General features: G+C 59.8%; 10 protein-coding genes, 2 tRNA genes and 3 rRNA genes. 9 read left to right on the forward strand and 6 right to left on the reverse strand.

The window, feature by feature from the left end; translation table 11 throughout:
• Positions 1–987: 987 nt before the first annotated feature.
• From rrf to E1742_RS14935, 5 genes are all read right to left on the reverse strand, one after another.
• Positions 988–1100, reverse strand: a 5S ribosomal RNA gene (gene rrf, locus E1742_RS14915).
• 126 nt (positions 1101–1226) lie between these two features.
• A 23S ribosomal RNA gene (locus E1742_RS14920) occupies positions 1227–4099 on the reverse strand.
• A 193-nt stretch (positions 4100–4292) separates the two neighbouring features.
• Positions 4293–4368 (reverse strand) — tRNA-Ala (locus E1742_RS14925).
• A 110-nt stretch (positions 4369–4478) separates the two neighbouring features.
• A tRNA-Ile gene (locus E1742_RS14930) sits at positions 4479–4555 on the reverse strand.
• Between the two features lie 97 nt (positions 4556–4652).
• Positions 4653–6182 (reverse strand): 16S ribosomal RNA (locus tag E1742_RS14935).
• The 16S, 23S and 5S rRNA genes sit together here with 2 tRNA genes alongside, the layout of an rRNA operon.
• 475 nt (positions 6183–6657) lie before the next feature.
• On the opposite strand from E1742_RS14935, the gene E1742_RS14940 reads away from it, so the two are divergent.
• From E1742_RS14940 to E1742_RS14980, 9 genes are all read left to right on the forward strand, one after another.
• On the forward strand, positions 6658–8130 hold the full coding sequence (locus E1742_RS14940) for a B12-binding domain-containing radical SAM protein (protein ID WP_134388182.1): 1473 nt from the start codon (positions 6658–6660) through the stop codon (positions 8128–8130).
• Positions 8131–8212: 82 nt separating this feature from the next.
• A complete protein-coding gene (locus E1742_RS14945; RefSeq protein WP_134385690.1) occupies positions 8213–9343 on the forward strand; it encodes an MlaE family ABC transporter permease in 1131 nt (376 codons plus the stop codon).
• Positions 9343–10194 carry an ABC transporter ATP-binding protein gene (locus tag E1742_RS14950; protein WP_134385692.1) on the forward strand — a complete coding sequence of 284 codons (852 nt, stop codon included), beginning with the start codon at positions 9343–9345 and terminating at the stop codon, positions 10192–10194. Before E1742_RS14945 ends, E1742_RS14950 begins: the two co-directional genes overlap by 1 nt.
• 9 nt (positions 10195–10203) lie before the next feature.
• On the forward strand, positions 10204–11142 hold the full coding sequence (locus tag E1742_RS14955; RefSeq protein WP_134385694.1) for an MlaD family protein: 939 nt from the start codon (positions 10204–10206) through the stop codon (positions 11140–11142).
• Between the two features lie 9 nt (positions 11143–11151).
• Positions 11152–11772, forward strand: coding sequence for an ABC-type transport auxiliary lipoprotein family protein (locus E1742_RS14960; RefSeq protein WP_134385696.1), 621 nt, complete (start codon positions 11152–11154; stop codon positions 11770–11772).
• Positions 11773–11775: 3 nt separating this feature from the next.
• The gene (locus tag E1742_RS14965; RefSeq protein WP_134385698.1) at positions 11776–12942 is read left to right on the forward strand and encodes a VanZ family protein; all 1167 of its coding nucleotides are present in this window, start codon (positions 11776–11778) and stop codon (positions 12940–12942) included.
• Between the two features lie 40 nt (positions 12943–12982).
• Positions 12983–13318, forward strand: coding sequence for a (2Fe-2S) ferredoxin domain-containing protein (locus E1742_RS14970; RefSeq protein WP_259772452.1), 336 nt, complete (start codon positions 12983–12985; stop codon positions 13316–13318).
• Positions 13318–13980, forward strand: a complete 663-nt coding sequence (locus E1742_RS14975; RefSeq protein ID WP_134385702.1) for an alpha/beta hydrolase — start codon at positions 13318–13320, stop codon at positions 13978–13980. The genes E1742_RS14970 and E1742_RS14975 overlap by 1 nt, the downstream gene beginning before the upstream one ends.
• 101 nt (positions 13981–14081) lie before the next feature.
• Complete coding sequence (locus E1742_RS14980; RefSeq protein ID WP_134385704.1) at positions 14082–15227, forward strand: D-alanyl-D-alanine carboxypeptidase family protein; 1146 nt, start codon at positions 14082–14084, stop codon at positions 15225–15227.
• A gap of 62 nt (positions 15228–15289) precedes the next feature.
• Here the strand turns inward: E1742_RS14980 and E1742_RS14985 are convergent, their stop codons facing one another.
• Entirely contained in the window at positions 15290–16285 is a 996-nt protein-coding gene (locus tag E1742_RS14985; RefSeq protein WP_134385706.1) for an MBL fold metallo-hydrolase, read from the reverse strand.
• Positions 16286–16313: the final 28 nt, after the last annotated feature.

Genomic DNA, 16313 nt, shown 5'->3' on the forward strand with positions numbered 1-16313 from the left:
ATATGCATCCTCATCCTTACCTCCGTTTTAGTTATAAAAACGATATCAGCAGGCGAGAATACAGCGGCTTGCATGGGTGTGCTCAGTGCAGCGAAAAAGAAATATTCTCTACAACAGTGAGGATTGGAGAGCGATCTGAGGCGTAAAATCTGGTAGGAAAATGAAGGCGAGCGGATATCGGTGGTTCGGTTTGCCCGCCTTTTAGTTTCCGATCGGGAGCAATACAGGCTCTGGGGCAAAGTAGCGACGGCAGGTGCCTCAGCAGGAATGCTCAGGAGTTCCCGCCGGCCGTCGAGCTTTGCGGCAGCTGGCAGGAGCCGCTGTCTGTCACCTGTTTTATTGGGCCCAATGCGAAAAACCCCCGCCAGATCACTGGACGGGGTTTGTCTATATAACAGCCGGACGATAACCTACTTTCCACTGGTTGCAGCACTATCATCGGCGCAAAGTGCGACGTCGGGCAGTGCTCGGCGGAGCGACGGTTCGGGACGGTGCGCCAAGTCGGCGGCGTGATGGGAATATGGAGCGGAAATGAAAAAAGCCCACCAGATCACTGGTGGGCTTTTTCCGGTATAACAGCCTGACGATAACCTACTTTCACACTGGTTGCAGCAGCGACGTCCGCCAGTGGCGGGCGGAGCAATCGGCGCAAAGTGCGACGTCGGGCAGTGCCCGGCGGAGCGACGGTTCGGGACGGTGCGCCAAGTCGGCGGCGTGCTGGGAATATGAAGCGGAAATGAAAAAAGCCCACCAGATCACTGGTGGGCTTTTTCCGGTATAACAGCCTGACGATAACCTACTTTCACACTGGTTGCAGCAGCGACGTCCGCCAGTGGCGGGCGGAGCAATCGGCGCAAAGTGAGACGTCGGGCAGTGCCCGGCGGAGCGACGGTTCGGGACGGTGCGCCAAGTCGGCGACGTGCTGGGATATGAAGCGGAAATGAAAAAAGCCCACCAGATCACTGGTAGGCTTTTTCCGGTATAACAGCCTGACGATAACCTACTTTCACACTGGTTGCAGCACTATCATCGGCGCAAAGTCGTTTCACGGTCCTGTTCGGGATGGGAAGGGGTGGGACCGACTTGCTATGGTCATCAGGCATGACTTGTACAGAACACAGCTCTCGGCAGAGCAGCTGTGTTCTTGAATCTGGAAGAAGTAAAGTTGGGGTAATACTCGTTAAAGCTCACACAGGGTAAATGCTTGCCACAACCGTCAAGGTTATAGGGACAAGCCGTACGGGCAATTAGTATCAGTTAGCTTAATGCATTACTGCACTTCCACACCTGACCTATCAACGTCCTGGTCTCGAACGACCCTTCAAAGAGCTCAAGGCTCTGGGAAATCTCATCTTAAGGCAAGTTTCCCGCTTAGATGCTTTCAGCGGTTATCTCTTCCGAACTTAGCTACCCGGCAATGCCACTGGCGTGACAACCGGTACACCAGAGGTTCGTCCACTCCGGTCCTCTCGTACTAGGAGCAGCCCCCTTCAAATTTCCAACGCCCACGGCAGATAGGGACCAAACTGTCTCACGACGTTTTAAACCCAGCTCACGTACCACTTTAAATGGCGAACAGCCATACCCTTGGGACCGGCTACAGCCCCAGGATGTGATGAGCCGACATCGAGGTGCCAAACTCCCCCGTCGATATGAACTCTTGGGAGGAATCAGCCTGTTATCCCCAGAGTACCTTTTATCCGTTGAGCGATGGCCCTTCCATACAGAACCACCGGATCACTATGTCCTACTTTCGTACCTGCTCGACTTGTCGGTCTCGCAGTTAAGCACGCTTATGCCATTGCACTATTAGCACGATGTCCGACCGTACCTAGCGTACCTTCGAACTCCTCCGTTACACTTTAGGAGGAGACCGCCCCAGTCAAACTGCCTACCATGCACTGTCCCCGATCCGGATCACGGACCAAGGTTAGAACCTCAAACAAACCAGGGTGGTATTTCAAGGTTGGCTCCACGAGAACTGGCGTCCCCGCTTCAAAGCCTCCCACCTATCCTACACAGATTGGTTCAAAGTCCAATGCAAAGCTACAGTAAAGGTTCATGGGGTCTTTCCGTCTAGCCGCGGGTAGATTGCATCATCACAAACACTTCAACTTCGCTGAGTCTCGGGAGGAGACAGTGTGGCCATCGTTACGCCATTCGTGCAGGTCGGAACTTACCCGACAAGGAATTTCGCTACCTTAGGACCGTTATAGTTACGGCCGCCGTTTACTGGGACTTCAATCAAGAGCTTGCACCCCATCATTTAATCTTCCAGCACCGGGCAGGCGTCACACCCTATACGTCCACTTTCGTGTTTGCAGAGTGCTGTGTTTTTATTAAACAGTCGCAGCCACCAGTTTATTGCAACCCGTTCACCCTTCCACAGTAAAGTGGTCAAGCTACAAGGGCGTACCTTTTCCCGAAGTTACGGTACCAATTTGCCGAGTTCCTTCTCCCGAGTTCTCTCAAGCGCCTTAGAATACTCATCTCGCCCACCTGTGTCGGTTTGCGGTACGGTCTCGTATGACTGAAGCTTAGAGGCTTTTCTTGGAACCACTTCCGATTGCTTCAGAACCTAAGTTCCTCGTCCCAGTCCCTTGAATTACGTGCCCGGATTTGCCTAAGCACCTTCTATGAACCAGAAACTGACTATTCCAACAGTCAGACAACCTTCCGCGATCCGTCCCCCCATCGCATCATACGACGGTGCAGGAATATTAACCTGCTTCCCATCAGCTACGCATCTCTGCCTCGCCTTAGGGGCCGACTCACCCTGCTCCGATGAACGTTGAACAGGAAACCTTGGGCTTACGGCGTGCGGGCTTTTCACCCGCATTATCGCTACTCATGTCAGCATTCGCACTTCTGATACCTCCAGCATCCTTTACAAGACACCTTCGCAGGCTTACAGAACGCTCTCCTACCATATGCTTACGCATATCCGCAGCTTCGGTGACTGGCTTAGCCCCGTTACATCTTCCGCGCAGGACGACTCGATCAGTGAGCTATTACGCTTTCTTTAAATGATGGCTGCTTCTAAGCCAACATCCTGACTGTTTTAGCCTTCCCACTTCGTTTTCCACTTAGCCAATCTTTGGGACCTTAGCTGGCGGTCTGGGTTGTTTCCCTCTTGACACCGGACGTTAGCACCCGATGTCTGTCTCCCAAGCTCGCACTCATCGGTATTCGGAGTTTGCAATGGTTTGGTAAGTCGCGATGACCCCCTAGCCATAACAGTGCTCTACCCCCGATGGTGATACTTGAGGCACTACCTAAATAGTTTTCGGAGAGAACCAGCTATTTCCAAGTTTGTTTAGCCTTTCACCCCTACCCACAGCTCATCCCCTAATTTTTCAACATTAGTGGGTTCGGTCCTCCAGTGCGTGTTACCGCACCTTCAACCTGGCCATGGGTAGATCACTTGGTTTCGGGTCTACACCCAGCAACTAGCGCCCTGTTCGGACTCGATTTCTCTGCGGCTCCCCTATATGGTTAACCTCGCTACTGAATGTAAGTCGCTGACCCATTATACAAAAGGTACGCCGTCACGGAACAAGTCCGCTCCGACTGTTTGTATGCACACGGTTTCAGGATCTATTTCACTCCCCTCCCGGGGTTCTTTTCGCCTTTCCCTCACGGTACTGGTTCACTATCGGTCGATTACGAGTATTTAGCCTTGGAGGATGGTCCCCCCATCTTCAGACAGGATTTCTCGTGTCCCGCCCTACTTGTCGCATACTTAGTACCACCGGTCTGATTTCGCGTACGGGGCTATCACCCACTATGGCGCCTATTTCCAGAGGCTTCCACTATCAGTCCGACTATCATATGCAGGCTCATCCCATTTCGCTCGCCACTACTTTGGGAATCTCGGTTGATTTATTTTCCTGCAGCTACTTAGATGTTTCAGTTCGCCGCGTTCGCCTCACACACCTATGTATTCAGTGAGTGATACCCTAAAAGGGTGGGTTTCCCCATTCGGAAATCTACGGATCAAAGCTCGTTTGTCAGCTCCCCGTAGCTTATCGCAGACTACTACGTCCTTCATCGCCTGTAATCGCCAAGGCATCCACCATGTGCACTTATTCACTTGTCCCTATAACCTTGACGGCTATCGGTTCAAGCATTTACTACTGTGTTTTTGATGAGCTTTATTACTACCCTGAACACATGATGTCTCATGCATTCAATAAAACTTTACTTCTTCCAGATTGTTAAAGAACGAAACAGCAGTAGTCTCTAAAAGACTAAACGTAAAAGCGAACAAGTCACGCTTACGTTTAAGCTTTTGGTGGAGGATGACGGGATCGAACCGACGACCCCCTGCTTGCAAAGCAGGTGCTCTCCCAGCTGAGCTAATCCCCCATAAATTCTTCACAAAAAAGTGAAAACCTACTTTTTTGTGGGGCCAGATAAAAATGCCTGGCAGAGCCAGATCATTTTTACAGCTCAACTACTACGCAACGGCATTGATATGGTGGGTCTGGTTGGGCTCGAACCAACGACCCCCGCGTTATCAACACGGTGCTCTAACCAGCTGAGCTACAGACCCGCATTGTTACCACAGCGGTGCTACTGTTTCTTCTTCATCCAACAGTCGATAAGTGTGAGCGTTTGATGCACGATCTTGCGATCCGTGCCGACTCTAGAAAGGAGGTGATCCAGCCGCACCTTCCGATACGGCTACCTTGTTACGACTTCACCCCAGTCACGAATCCTACCGTGGTAAGCGCCCTCCTTGCGGTTAAGCTACCTACTTCTGGTAAAACCCGCTCCCATGGTGTGACGGGCGGTGTGTACAAGACCCGGGAACGTATTCACCGCGACATGCTGATCCGCGATTACTAGCGATTCCAACTTCATGCAGTCGAGTTGCAGACTACAATCCGGACTACGATACACTTTCTGGGATTAGCTCCCCCTCGCGGGTTGGCGGCCCTCTGTATGTACCATTGTATGACGTGTGAAGCCCTACCCATAAGGGCCATGAGGACTTGACGTCATCCCCACCTTCCTCCGGTTTGTCACCGGCAGTCTCATTAGAGTGCTCTTTCGTAGCAACTAATGACAAGGGTTGCGCTCGTTGCGGGACTTAACCCAACATCTCACGACACGAGCTGACGACAGCCATGCAGCACCTGTGTTACGGTTCTCTTTCGAGCACACCTCGATCTCTCGTGGCTTCCGTACATGTCAAGGGTAGGTAAGGTTTTTCGCGTTGCATCGAATTAATCCACATCATCCACCGCTTGTGCGGGTCCCCGTCAATTCCTTTGAGTTTTAATCTTGCGACCGTACTCCCCAGGCGGTCTACTTCACGCGTTAGCTGCGTTACCAAGTCAATTAAGACCCGACAACTAGTAGACATCGTTTAGGGCGTGGACTACCAGGGTATCTAATCCTGTTTGCTCCCCACGCTTTCGTGCATGAGCGTCAGTCTTGACCCAGGGGGCTGCCTTCGCCATCGGTGTTCCTCCACATCTCTACGCATTTCACTGCTACACGTGGAATTCTACCCCCTCTGCCAAACTCTAGCCTTGCAGTCTCCATTGCCATTCCCAGGTTAAGCCCGGGGATTTCACAACAGACTTACAAAACCGCCTGCGCACGCTTTACGCCCAGTAATTCCGATTAACGCTTGCACCCTACGTATTACCGCGGCTGCTGGCACGTAGTTAGCCGGTGCTTATTCTTCAGGTACCGTCATTAGATGCAGATATTAGCCACACCCGTTTCTTCCCTGACAAAAGAGCTTTACAACCCGAAGGCCTTCTTCACTCACGCGGCATTGCTGGATCAGGCTTGCGCCCATTGTCCAAAATTCCCCACTGCTGCCTCCCGTAGGAGTCTGGACCGTGTCTCAGTTCCAGTGTGGCTGGTCGTCCTCTCAGACCAGCTACTGATCGATGCCTTGGTAGGCCTTTACCCTACCAACTAGCTAATCAGATATCGGCCGCTCCAGGAGCACAAGGCCTTGCGGTCCCCTGCTTTCATCCTTGGATCGTATGCGGTATTAGCGTAACTTTCGCTACGTTATCCCCCACTCTTGGGTACGTTCCGATATATTACTCACCCGTTCGCCACTCGTCAGCGGAGCAAGCTCCCTGTTACCGTTCGACTTGCATGTGTAAAGCATGCCGCCAGCGTTCAATCTGAGCCAGGATCAAACTCTTCAGTTTAATCTCTGTTTAACATCCATAAATGGACGTAGTCTTGAATTCCTCCCACTGGGAGAAATTCACTCTCAAGAATCTGACGTTCCTCTTGCGAGGTCACGTTAAATTTCTTGCGAGCGTTTGATGCTATATTTTGAGTATCGGGACCGAAGTCCCGGGCACACTCACATCAAACGCCCACACTTATCGACTGTTGATTGTTAAAGAATTCTGCCCGGAGGCGCTTGCTGCGATCCTTTCGGAACCCGACAAATCGTTGTGTTTGTCAGCAACAGAGAGATGAGATTATGCGGTGTTTCGTGCAGCTCGTCAACCCCTCGGAATGTTTCGTTTTGTAGCAAACTCGCTGGAAACATCCCCTGCCGCATCGCTTCGTTTTCACGTCTGCGTTGCGACAGGGACAGAATCATAGCGAAACGCCAGCCGCCGCGCAAGGGGTAAAATGCGTGATCCGCGATATACCCTCAAGCGCTACGCCATGACGATCCTGCTCTCCACCCTGAACGCCCGCTACACCCACGCCTCGCTGGGCTTACGTTATCTGTCAGCCAATATGGGCGAGCTGCGCGAGCAGACGCGCATCCAGGAATTCGTCATCGGTGCGAAGACAACGGAGCTGGTGGAACGCATCCTGGCGACGCAGCCGAAGATCGTCGGCTTCGGTGTCTATATATGGAACGTCGAAGAAACGACCAAACTCGTCGCGATGCTGAAAAGGGTGGCGCCCCACGTCGTCGTCGTCCTGGGCGGGCCGGAGATTTCGCACGAGACGAACGAACAGGCCATCGTGCAGCTGGCCGACTACGTCGTCACCGGCTGGGGCGACGTCACCTTCCCCAAGCTGTGCGGCGAAATCCTGCACGGCCCCAAGCCGCTGATGAAGGTCCATGCGGGCGTGCAGCCACCGATGGCCGACATCGCCCTGCCCTACTCTTTATATAGCAACGAGGACATCGCGCACCGCACGCTCTACGTCGAAGCCTCGCGCGGCTGCCCGTTCAAGTGCGAATTCTGCCTGTCCGCGCTGGACAAGACGGCGTGGCCATTCAATATCGACGCCTTCCTCGCGGAGATGGAGGCGCTGTATGCGCGCGGCGCCCGTCTCTTCAAATTCGTCGACCGCACGTTCAACCTGAACATCAAGACCAGCCTCAAAATCATGCAGTTCTTCCTGGATAAGCTGGCCGCCAATCCCGACGATCCTGTATACGCCCACTTCGAGCTGGTGCCCGACCACCTGCCCGACGCGCTCAAGGAAGGCATCGCCCGGTTCCCGCCGGGAGCGCTGCAGTTCGAGATCGGCATCCAGAGTTTCAATCCCGTCGTGCAGGCGAACATCAGCCGCAAGCAGGATAACGGCAAGGCGGCCGACAATATCCGCTGGCTGTGCGAGCACTCGCACGTGCACATGCACGTCGATCTCATTGCCGGCCTGCCTGGGGAGACGGTGGAGAGCTTTGCCGAGGGCTTCGACAAGCTGTGGGCCCTTGGCCCGCACGAAATCCAGTTCGGCATCCTGAAACGCCTGCGCGGCACGCCGATCATCCGCCACACGCAGGAATTCGGTCTGGTGTTCGATCCGCACCCGCCGTACACCATCCTGGCCAACCGCGACATCGACTTCCCGACGATGCAGCGGCTGGTGCGCTTCGCCCGCTATTGGGACCTGGTTGCCAACTCGGGCCGCTTCAACCATACGATCCACGTGCTGCTGGGCGCACGCCCGTTCGACGGCTTTATGGCATTCTCCGACTGGCTGTATGCAAACACGGATGCCACCCACCGCATCGCGCTCGACCGGCTGGCTGCGCTGGTCGGCCGCTGGCTGCAACACCAGGGCATGGGCGCCGGCGACGCGGCGCAATTGCTTGCCCGGGACGGCCATGGCGTGAAGCAGAAAGTCGGTACTACGGCGGCACCGCAGCGGCAAGCGCGCCACCTGGCCGCCTAGCCAACGGTGTGTCGGCGCTGTCCGACACACCGTTGAGCCTGGGCGTATGGCGAACGAAACGAATCTCACTTACACTGGCGACATGCCCATTGCACAAGAGCCAAGCTTAACTTTCCAACCCGGCGGAGCGTCGGGAACCACGGTGACCGCCGACGGGACATGGCAAGTTCACGCACTGGCTCACCGCAAGATCATGAAGGGGTTGTCGGCCCGGCTCGACCAGGCGCAGCGCGGCGGCGACGCCCACTGGGACCTGTCAGCCATCGACAGCATGGATCACATCGGTGCCCAGCTGTTCTGGCAGGCGTGGGGGTATAAACGGCCCGCCTCCCTGAGCCTGGCGCCCGGCCAGGAGGAGTTCTTCAAGCGGCTCGAAGCCACCGGCAAACTGGAACTGCCGCGCCCAAGAGTGCAGCACATGGGCTGGATCACGACGCTGGGTGGCGGCATCCTGCATTTCTTCGAGCACCTGCAGGGCTTCGTGCGACTCATCGGCCAGGTCACGCAGGACCTGTGGCGCTTCGTCAAGAGCCCGCTACGCGGCCCGTGGAAGGAAATCTCGGCCAATATCTTCCATGCCGGCTTCCAGGCCCTGGGGATCACGGCGCTGGTCGGCTTCCTGATCGGCGTCGTGCTGTCGTACCTGTCCGCGCAGCAGCTGCGCAACTTCGGTGGCGACATCTATCTCGTCAACCTGCTGGGCATGAGCATCATCCGCGAACTGGGGCCGCTGCTGGCGGCGATCCTGGTGGCGGGCCGCTCCGGATCGTCGATCACGGCGCAGCTGGGGGTCATGCGCGTGACCGAGGAACTCGATGCGATGCTGGTAATGGGAATTTCGCACGGCTTCCGGCTCGTGCTGCCGAAGGTCGTGGCCCTGGCGATCTCGATGCCGCTGCTCGTCATCTGGACCGATACGATGGCACTGATCGGCGGCATGGCCGCGGCCAAGATGGAACTGAATCTGTCGGCGCGTTACTTCATCCAGAAGCTGCCGGATGCGGTGCCGCTGGCAAACTACATGATCGGCCTCGGTAAAGGCGCCGTGTTCGGCATGCTGATCGCGCTGGTGTCGTGCCACTTTGGCCTGCGCATCCAGCCGAATACGGAAAGCCTGGGGCGCGGCACCACGACCTCCGTCGTCACCGCCATCACGGTCGTCATCCTGGCGGACGCCGTGTTTGCCATCGTGTTCAACGGCGTGGGGTTCTGATGAGCGATGTGACAAACAATACGCTCGAGCCCGGCGACGAAGACCGCAGCTGCTCGGAAGTGCCGAGCGAACTGACGCTCGATGGCAGCGTGCCCGTGGTGGAAATTTGCGGCCTGCAGACGAAGTTCGGCCGCACGGTGATCCACAACGACCTCGATCTGACGATTGAACAGGGCGAGATCCTGTCCATCGTGGGGGGCTCCGGCACGGGCAAGACGGTGCTGCTGCGCCAGATGCTGGGGCTGGAAAAGCCCAGCAAGGGCTGCGTGCGGATCTTTGGCGAAGACATCACGCAGGCCAAGGCGGAACAGCTGCAACTGCTGCGCAACCACTGGGGCATGCTGTTCCAGGAAGGCGCGCTGTATTCGGCGCTGACGGTGTTCGAGAACATCGCCCAGCCGATGCGCGAGCTGCGCGTGCTGCCCAACGACCTGGTGCGCGATGCCGTGCTGCTGAAAATGAACATGGTCGGGCTGGGGCCCGAACATGCGAACAAGATGCCATCCGACCTGTCCGGCGGGATGGTCAAGCGGGTCGCACTGGCGCGCGCCCTGGCGCTGGAGCCGAAGCTGCTGTTCCTGGACGAGCCCACGGCGGGCCTCGATCCGGACCGCTCGGAGAGCTTCGTTTCGCTGATCAAATCCCTGCACCGCGAACTGGGGCTGACGGTGGTGATGGTCACGCACGACCTGGACTCGCTGTTCGCGCTGTCCACCCGTATCGCCGTGCTGGCGGAAAAGCACGTGATCGCGGTAGGGCCGACGAAGGACGTGATCCGCGTCGAGCATCCGTTTATCAAGGAGTTCTTCCTGGGCGACCGCGGCAAGCGGGCCCTCGAAGCGCTCGATTAAGGAGTATGCATGGAAAACCGCTCACACGCTTTCATGACGGGTATCTTCACGCTGACGTTGCTGGTCGCGGCCGTCCTGTTCGGCATCTGGTTCAACCGCGACCGCGTCGAATATGCGCCGTACCTGCTGGCCACCAGCCTGTCCGTGCCGGGCCTGAACCCGCAGGCGGCGGTGCGCTACCGCGGCCTGGAGGTCGGCAAGGTCGACACGATCGATTTCGATCCGAATAACGCCGGCCAGATCCTCGTCCACCTGAGCATCGATCCGGCCACGCCGATCACGAAGACGACGTTCGCCACGCTCGGCTACCAGGGCGTGACCGGCATCGCATATATCCAGCTGGACGACGCATCGGTGGGCTCGCCCCGTCTCGCCACCAATGCCGACCATCCGAGCCGCATCCCGCTGCGCCCTGGCCTTTTCGACCAGCTGGAAAAGCGCGGCCAGGCGATCCTGTCGCAGGCCGAGGACGTGACGCAAAAGCTCAACGACCTGCTCAGCCCCGAGAACCAGAAAACCATGCTGGGCGCCTTTTCCGACGTCAGCGCGGCCGCGCAGGAATATCGTGCGTTGCCGCAGCGCCTGGGTCCGACGATCGACAAGCTGCCGGCGCTGGCGAACAAGGCGGAAAGCGCCTTCAAATCGGTGGACCTGCTGGCGCAGGACGTGACGCGGCTGTCGCAAAGCCTGCAAGGTCCGGATGGCGCCATCACCCGCATCTCCGGTGCGGTGGACCGCACCGCGACTTCCGTCGAATCGGTCGTCACCAGCGCGGAACTCGACACGCTGCCGAGCATCACGGCGCTGACGGACGAAACCCGCTCGTCGATGCGCGCCGTGCGCCGCACGATGAACACCCTGAACGACCGCCCGCAAAGCATCCTGTTCGGCGCCCCGAATCCCACGCCGGGCCCGGGTGAACCCGGCTTTGCGGCGCCGACCCAATAAGGAACAGCGATGACCCAACTCTCTTCCCCGCGCCTGGCCGCCATCCTCGCCTGTGCGGCCATCCTGGCCGGTTGCGCCAGCAGCAAAGGCCCGGGCCAGACCAGCTACGACTTCGGTCCGCTCGGCGCGCCCGCATCAAGCCAAGCCACGCCGGCCGCCAGCACCTTCCCGGCCCTCGTGGTGGCCGACGTGACCGGCCCGGCCATGTTGGATAACCAGCGCATGTTCTACCGGCTGATGTATGCCGACGCCCAGCAATCGCGGCCCTATGCCTATAACCAGTGGAGCGCCACGCCGCTGCAGCTGCTGTCGCAGCGCTTCAAGGCGCGCATCGCCCAGGGAGGCGTGAAGGTGCTGTCGACCACCGATGCCAGCGGCGGCGTGCCGCTGCTGCGGCTGGAGGCGGACGAGTTCTCGCAGAACTTCGATGGCGTGGCCCGGAGCAGCGCGACGCTCGTGCTGCGCGCCTCCGTGTTCCGCTCGCATCAGCTGGTGGACCAGCGTACCTTTACCCGTACCTTGCCGGCACCCAGCGCCGATGCACCGGGCGGCGCACGGGCACTGGCAGGGGCGTCGGACGCCGTCGCGGCCGACATCCTGGCCTGGCTGGCCACGCTGCCGGCCCGGTAAGCCATGGCCGTCGACGGCGCAGAGGATCAACAACCGGCGCCCGGTGCGTCGGAGCCGGTGCGCGCGCACCGCGGCTCGCCCGTCGCGCGGGCGACCTTGCTGGCTTACCTGCTGCTGATCGTCTATGCCAGCTGGTTCCCCTTTTCGGGCTGGCACAACCAGGGCCTGTCGCCGCTGATCTTCCTCGAGCATACGGCGATGCCGCGCTACTGGACCATGTTCGACGCGGTCATCAACGTGGTCGGCTACATCCCGTTCGGCATGCTGGTGGCGTGGGCGCTGCACCCGCGCATTCGCGGCATCTGGGCTTTCCTGCTGACCGTGCTGGCGGGGATGCTGGTGTCGGGCACGATGGAGGCCGTGCAGACCTACCTGCCCAGCCGCGTATCGTCTAACCTGGACTTTTATACCAACAGCGCCGGCTGCGCCCTCGGTGGCCTGATCGGCGTGCTGACGGCCAGGAAGCTGCTCGACACGAGCCACCTGTACCGCCTGCGCCAGCGCTGGTTCGCGCTGCACGCCAGCCAGGGCCTCGTGCTGGTGGCCCTGTGGCCGCTGGCGCAGATCTATCCGTCGTCGTTCCTGTTCGGGCAGGGCCAGGTGCTGCCCATCGCGTCGGAATGGCTGAGCGCATGGCTGGAGGCGGACATCGACCTGCTGTCCTACCTGCGGCCCGAGCCCGATCTGACCGTGGAGCAGTACTGGCTGTCCGAGACGATCGTCACGGCCTGCAGCATGGTGGCCGCGACCCTGACCTTCATGTGCCTGATGCGCCGGCCCGCCCCGCGCGCACTGCTGGCGGCCGGGCTGCTGGCCGGTGCCGTGATGGCCAAGACGCTCGCATCGGCACTGCTGTTCGCGCCGGAAAACGCGCTGGTCTGGATCACCCCCGGCGCGCAGGGAGGCTTCCTGATCGGCGGGATCATGATCGCCGGCCTGGCGTTCGCGCCGCAGGTGGCGCAGCGCCGGCTGGCGGTGGTGGCGCTGATCCTGTACATCGTGGTGGTCAACAGCACCCCCGTCAATCCCTATTTCAGTGCGACGATGCAGACCTGGGTACAGGGCAAATTCCTGAACTTCAACGGCGCGGCGCAGTTCCTCTCGCTGCTGTGGCCCTTCTGCGCGCTGTGGTTCCTGTGGCTGCCGTCCCATAAACTGAATCGCACCTGAGGGTATCATTACGCCTGCGCCTCGCGCGCCGGTCCCTACAATTTACGAGGCAAGCATGAGCGACACTCCCTATTTCAAGCATCACGTGTTCTTCTGCATGAACACCCGTGATGACGGCCGCGAAAGCTGCGGTCCCCGCGGTGCCGAGCAGGCGCAGAAACACGCGAAGAAGCGCTGCAAGCAGCTCAATATCAATGGCGCCGGCAACGTCCGCATCAACCAGGCGGGCTGCCTGGACCGCTGCGAACATGGTCCCGTCCTGGTCGTGTACCCGGAGGGCACGTGGTACACCTATGTCGACACGAGCGATATCGACGAGATCATCGACAGCCATCTCGTGGGCGGCACTCCGGTAGAAAGACTGAAGATCAAGTGATGAACAAGAACACCAAGCATTTCACGATGCAGGGCCACGCGGGCTCCATGGAAGGCCTGATCGACATGCCGCTGGACGGCAGGAAGCCGCGCGGCATCGCCCTCGTGGCCCACCCGCACCCGCTGTACGGCGGGACGATGGAGAACAAGGTCACGCAGACGCTGGCGCGCGCTTTCGTCGCGCTGGACTATGTGGTCGCGCGGATCAACTTCCGCGGTGTCGGCCAGTCCGAAGGCACGCATGACCGCGGCCACGGCGAGACGGACGACATGGAGCTGCTGTACCGCCACATGGTGGAGCAGCATCCCGACCTGCCCGTCGCGCTGGCCGGCTTCTCGTTCGGCACCTACGTGCAGTCGCAGCTGGCGCAGCGCCTGGCGGCGCAAGGCACGCCGGTAGAGCGCCTCGCCCTTGTCGGCAGCGCCGCCGGCAAATGGCAGATGGCCGACATCCCGCCCGACACGATCCTGATCCACGGCGAAAACGACGACACCATCCCCGTGCAGGCCGTGTTCGACTGGGCCCGGCCACAGGACGTGCCGGTGGTCGTGATCCCCGGCGCGGACCACTTCTTCCACCGCAAGCTGGGGCACATCAAGAACTGGGTGATCGCCCTGTGGCTGGGAAAACAGCTGCAAAAGGACGACCCCGAGGACGGTTGAACCCCTATAATGTCCCGGCCGCGCGGCGCCACAGCCGCGTGGCTCGCCCTGTTTTGCACCTGTTTGCACCTGTTTGCACCCATTTTTACGGTTCCAGATCAATGAAAAAACTGCTCGCGGCGCTGGTCTCCAGCGTCCTGATACTCTCTTCCGCCGCCGCCCAGACCGTCCCCGCGCCAACCATCGCCGCCAAATCGTGGCTGCTGCTCGATGCCACCAGCGGTCAGGTGATCGCCGCGCAGGACCCGAACATGCGTGTCGAACCGGCATCGCTGACCAAGATCATGACGGCATACCTGACCTTCATGGCGCTGCGCGACAAGAAGCTGACGCTGGACCAGATGGTCAACGTCTCCACCCGCGCCTGGAAGGTCGATTCGTCCAGCTCGAAGATGTTCATCGACCCGGCCGTCCCCGTCTCCATCAACGACCTGCTGCATGGCCTGATGATCCAGTCGGGCAACGACGCCGCCGTGGCACTGGCCGAAGCGGTCGCCGGCGACGAAGGCACGTTCGTCACCTTGATGAACCGCGAGGCACAGCGCCTGGGCATGACGAGTTCGAAGTTCGCCAATCCGCACGGCCTGCCGAGCCCGGACAACTACACGACGGCACGCGACCTGTCGGTGCTGGCCAAACATGTGATCCAGGAGTTCCCGCAGTTCTACAAGATCGACTCGGTCAAGAGCTTCACGTACAACAAGATCACGCAGCAGAACCGCAACCGCCTGCTGTGGCTCGACCCGACCGTGGACGGCATGAAAACGGGCCACACGGAATCGGCCGGCTACTGCATGGTCGCTTCGGCGCACCGCCCCAGCGGCAATATCGACCGCCGCCTGATTTCCGTTGTGATGGGCACGAACTCCGATGCGACCCGTACCGCCGAGAGCCAGAAGCTGCTGAACTGGGGCTTCCAGAACTTCGATACCGTCAGGCTGTATGCCAAGGGCCAGGCCGTCGACACGCCGCAGGTGTGGAAGGGCGCGAAGAACACCGTCAAGATCGGCTTCCGCCAGGACGTGATGGTGACCGTGCCGAAGGGCGTGGCCGGCAAGATGAAGCCTGTGCTGGAACGCAAGGACCCGCTGGTCGCACCGCTGGGCGAAGGCACCAATGTCGGCAAGCTGAAGATGGTTGTCGACGGCAAGCCGATGCTGGAGCTGCCGGTCGTGGCGCTGGAAACGGTCGAGCAGGCATCGATCTTCGGCCGCGCCTGGGATGCGATGCGGTTGTGGATGAAGTAATGCAGGGATAGACCAGGAAACCGGCTCGCGAGCCGGTTTTTTTATGGGTCAGGGCCGGTGGATTATCTCCACCACTGCTGGTCCGCTTGCGGAGAGGTGACCGACATTGCCGCGCCGATCACCGGCGTGGCCAGTTGCTGGCCGTGCTGTGCGGCCAGCGCGGCGATGCGCTCGAATGGTTCGTGCCAGGGGTGCAGCGCCAGGTCGAAGGTGCCGTTGTGGATCGGCATCAGCACCTTGCCGCGCAGGTCGATGTGGGCCTGCATCGTCTGTTCCGGCTGCATGTGCACGTCCGGCCATTGCGGGTCGTAGGCGCCCGTCTCCACCATCGTCAGGTCGAACGGTCCGTACTTGTCGCCGATCGCCTTGAAGCCGCGGAAGTAGCCCGAGTCGCCACTGAAAAAGACGTTGGCCCCGCTGCTGCGGATCACCCATGAACACCACAAGGTGCTGTTGCCGTCGCCCAGACCGCGCCCGGAAAAGTGCTGGGCGGGCGTGCAGACCAGCTCAATGCCGCCCAGCGTCACGCCGCGCCACCAGTCCAGCTGGCGCACTTTCTCGCGCGGTACGCCCCATTCGACCAGCCGGTCGCCCACACCCAGCGGCGTGACGAAATACGCCGTCTTGTGCGCCAGTGCGAGCACGGCGGCATAATCGAGGTGGTCGTAATGGTCGTGCGACAGGATGACGCCGGCGATCGGCGGCAGCTCGTCGACCGTCAGCGGCGGCGCATGGAAGCGCGCCGGGCCGAGCCAGCTGAACGGCGAGGCGCGCTCCGAAAAGACGGGGTCCGTCAGCCAGTAGCGGCCGTCCAGTTTCAGCAGGACGGTCGAGTGTCCCAAGCGAAATACCGTGTTGTCCGGGGCGGCTTCCAGCCCGGCGCGGCTCAATGCCTGCACGGGGATCGGCGTGGACGGCACGCTGTCGGCCGGCTTCTGCGTGAGGACCTTCCACAGGATGCCCAGGGTCTTGCGCAGGCCGCCCCGCTGCATGCGGGCCGGATTGCGGAAACGGCCGTTCTGGATCTGGGGCGATGCGTGGGCGGCGGTCGTTGTCATGATGGCCTGTCGTGGTCGTGTGTTGGGA

This window comes from Pseudoduganella plicata, assembly GCF_004421005.1.
Classification (GTDB): Bacteria; Pseudomonadota; Gammaproteobacteria; order Burkholderiales; family Burkholderiaceae_D; genus Rugamonas; species Rugamonas plicata.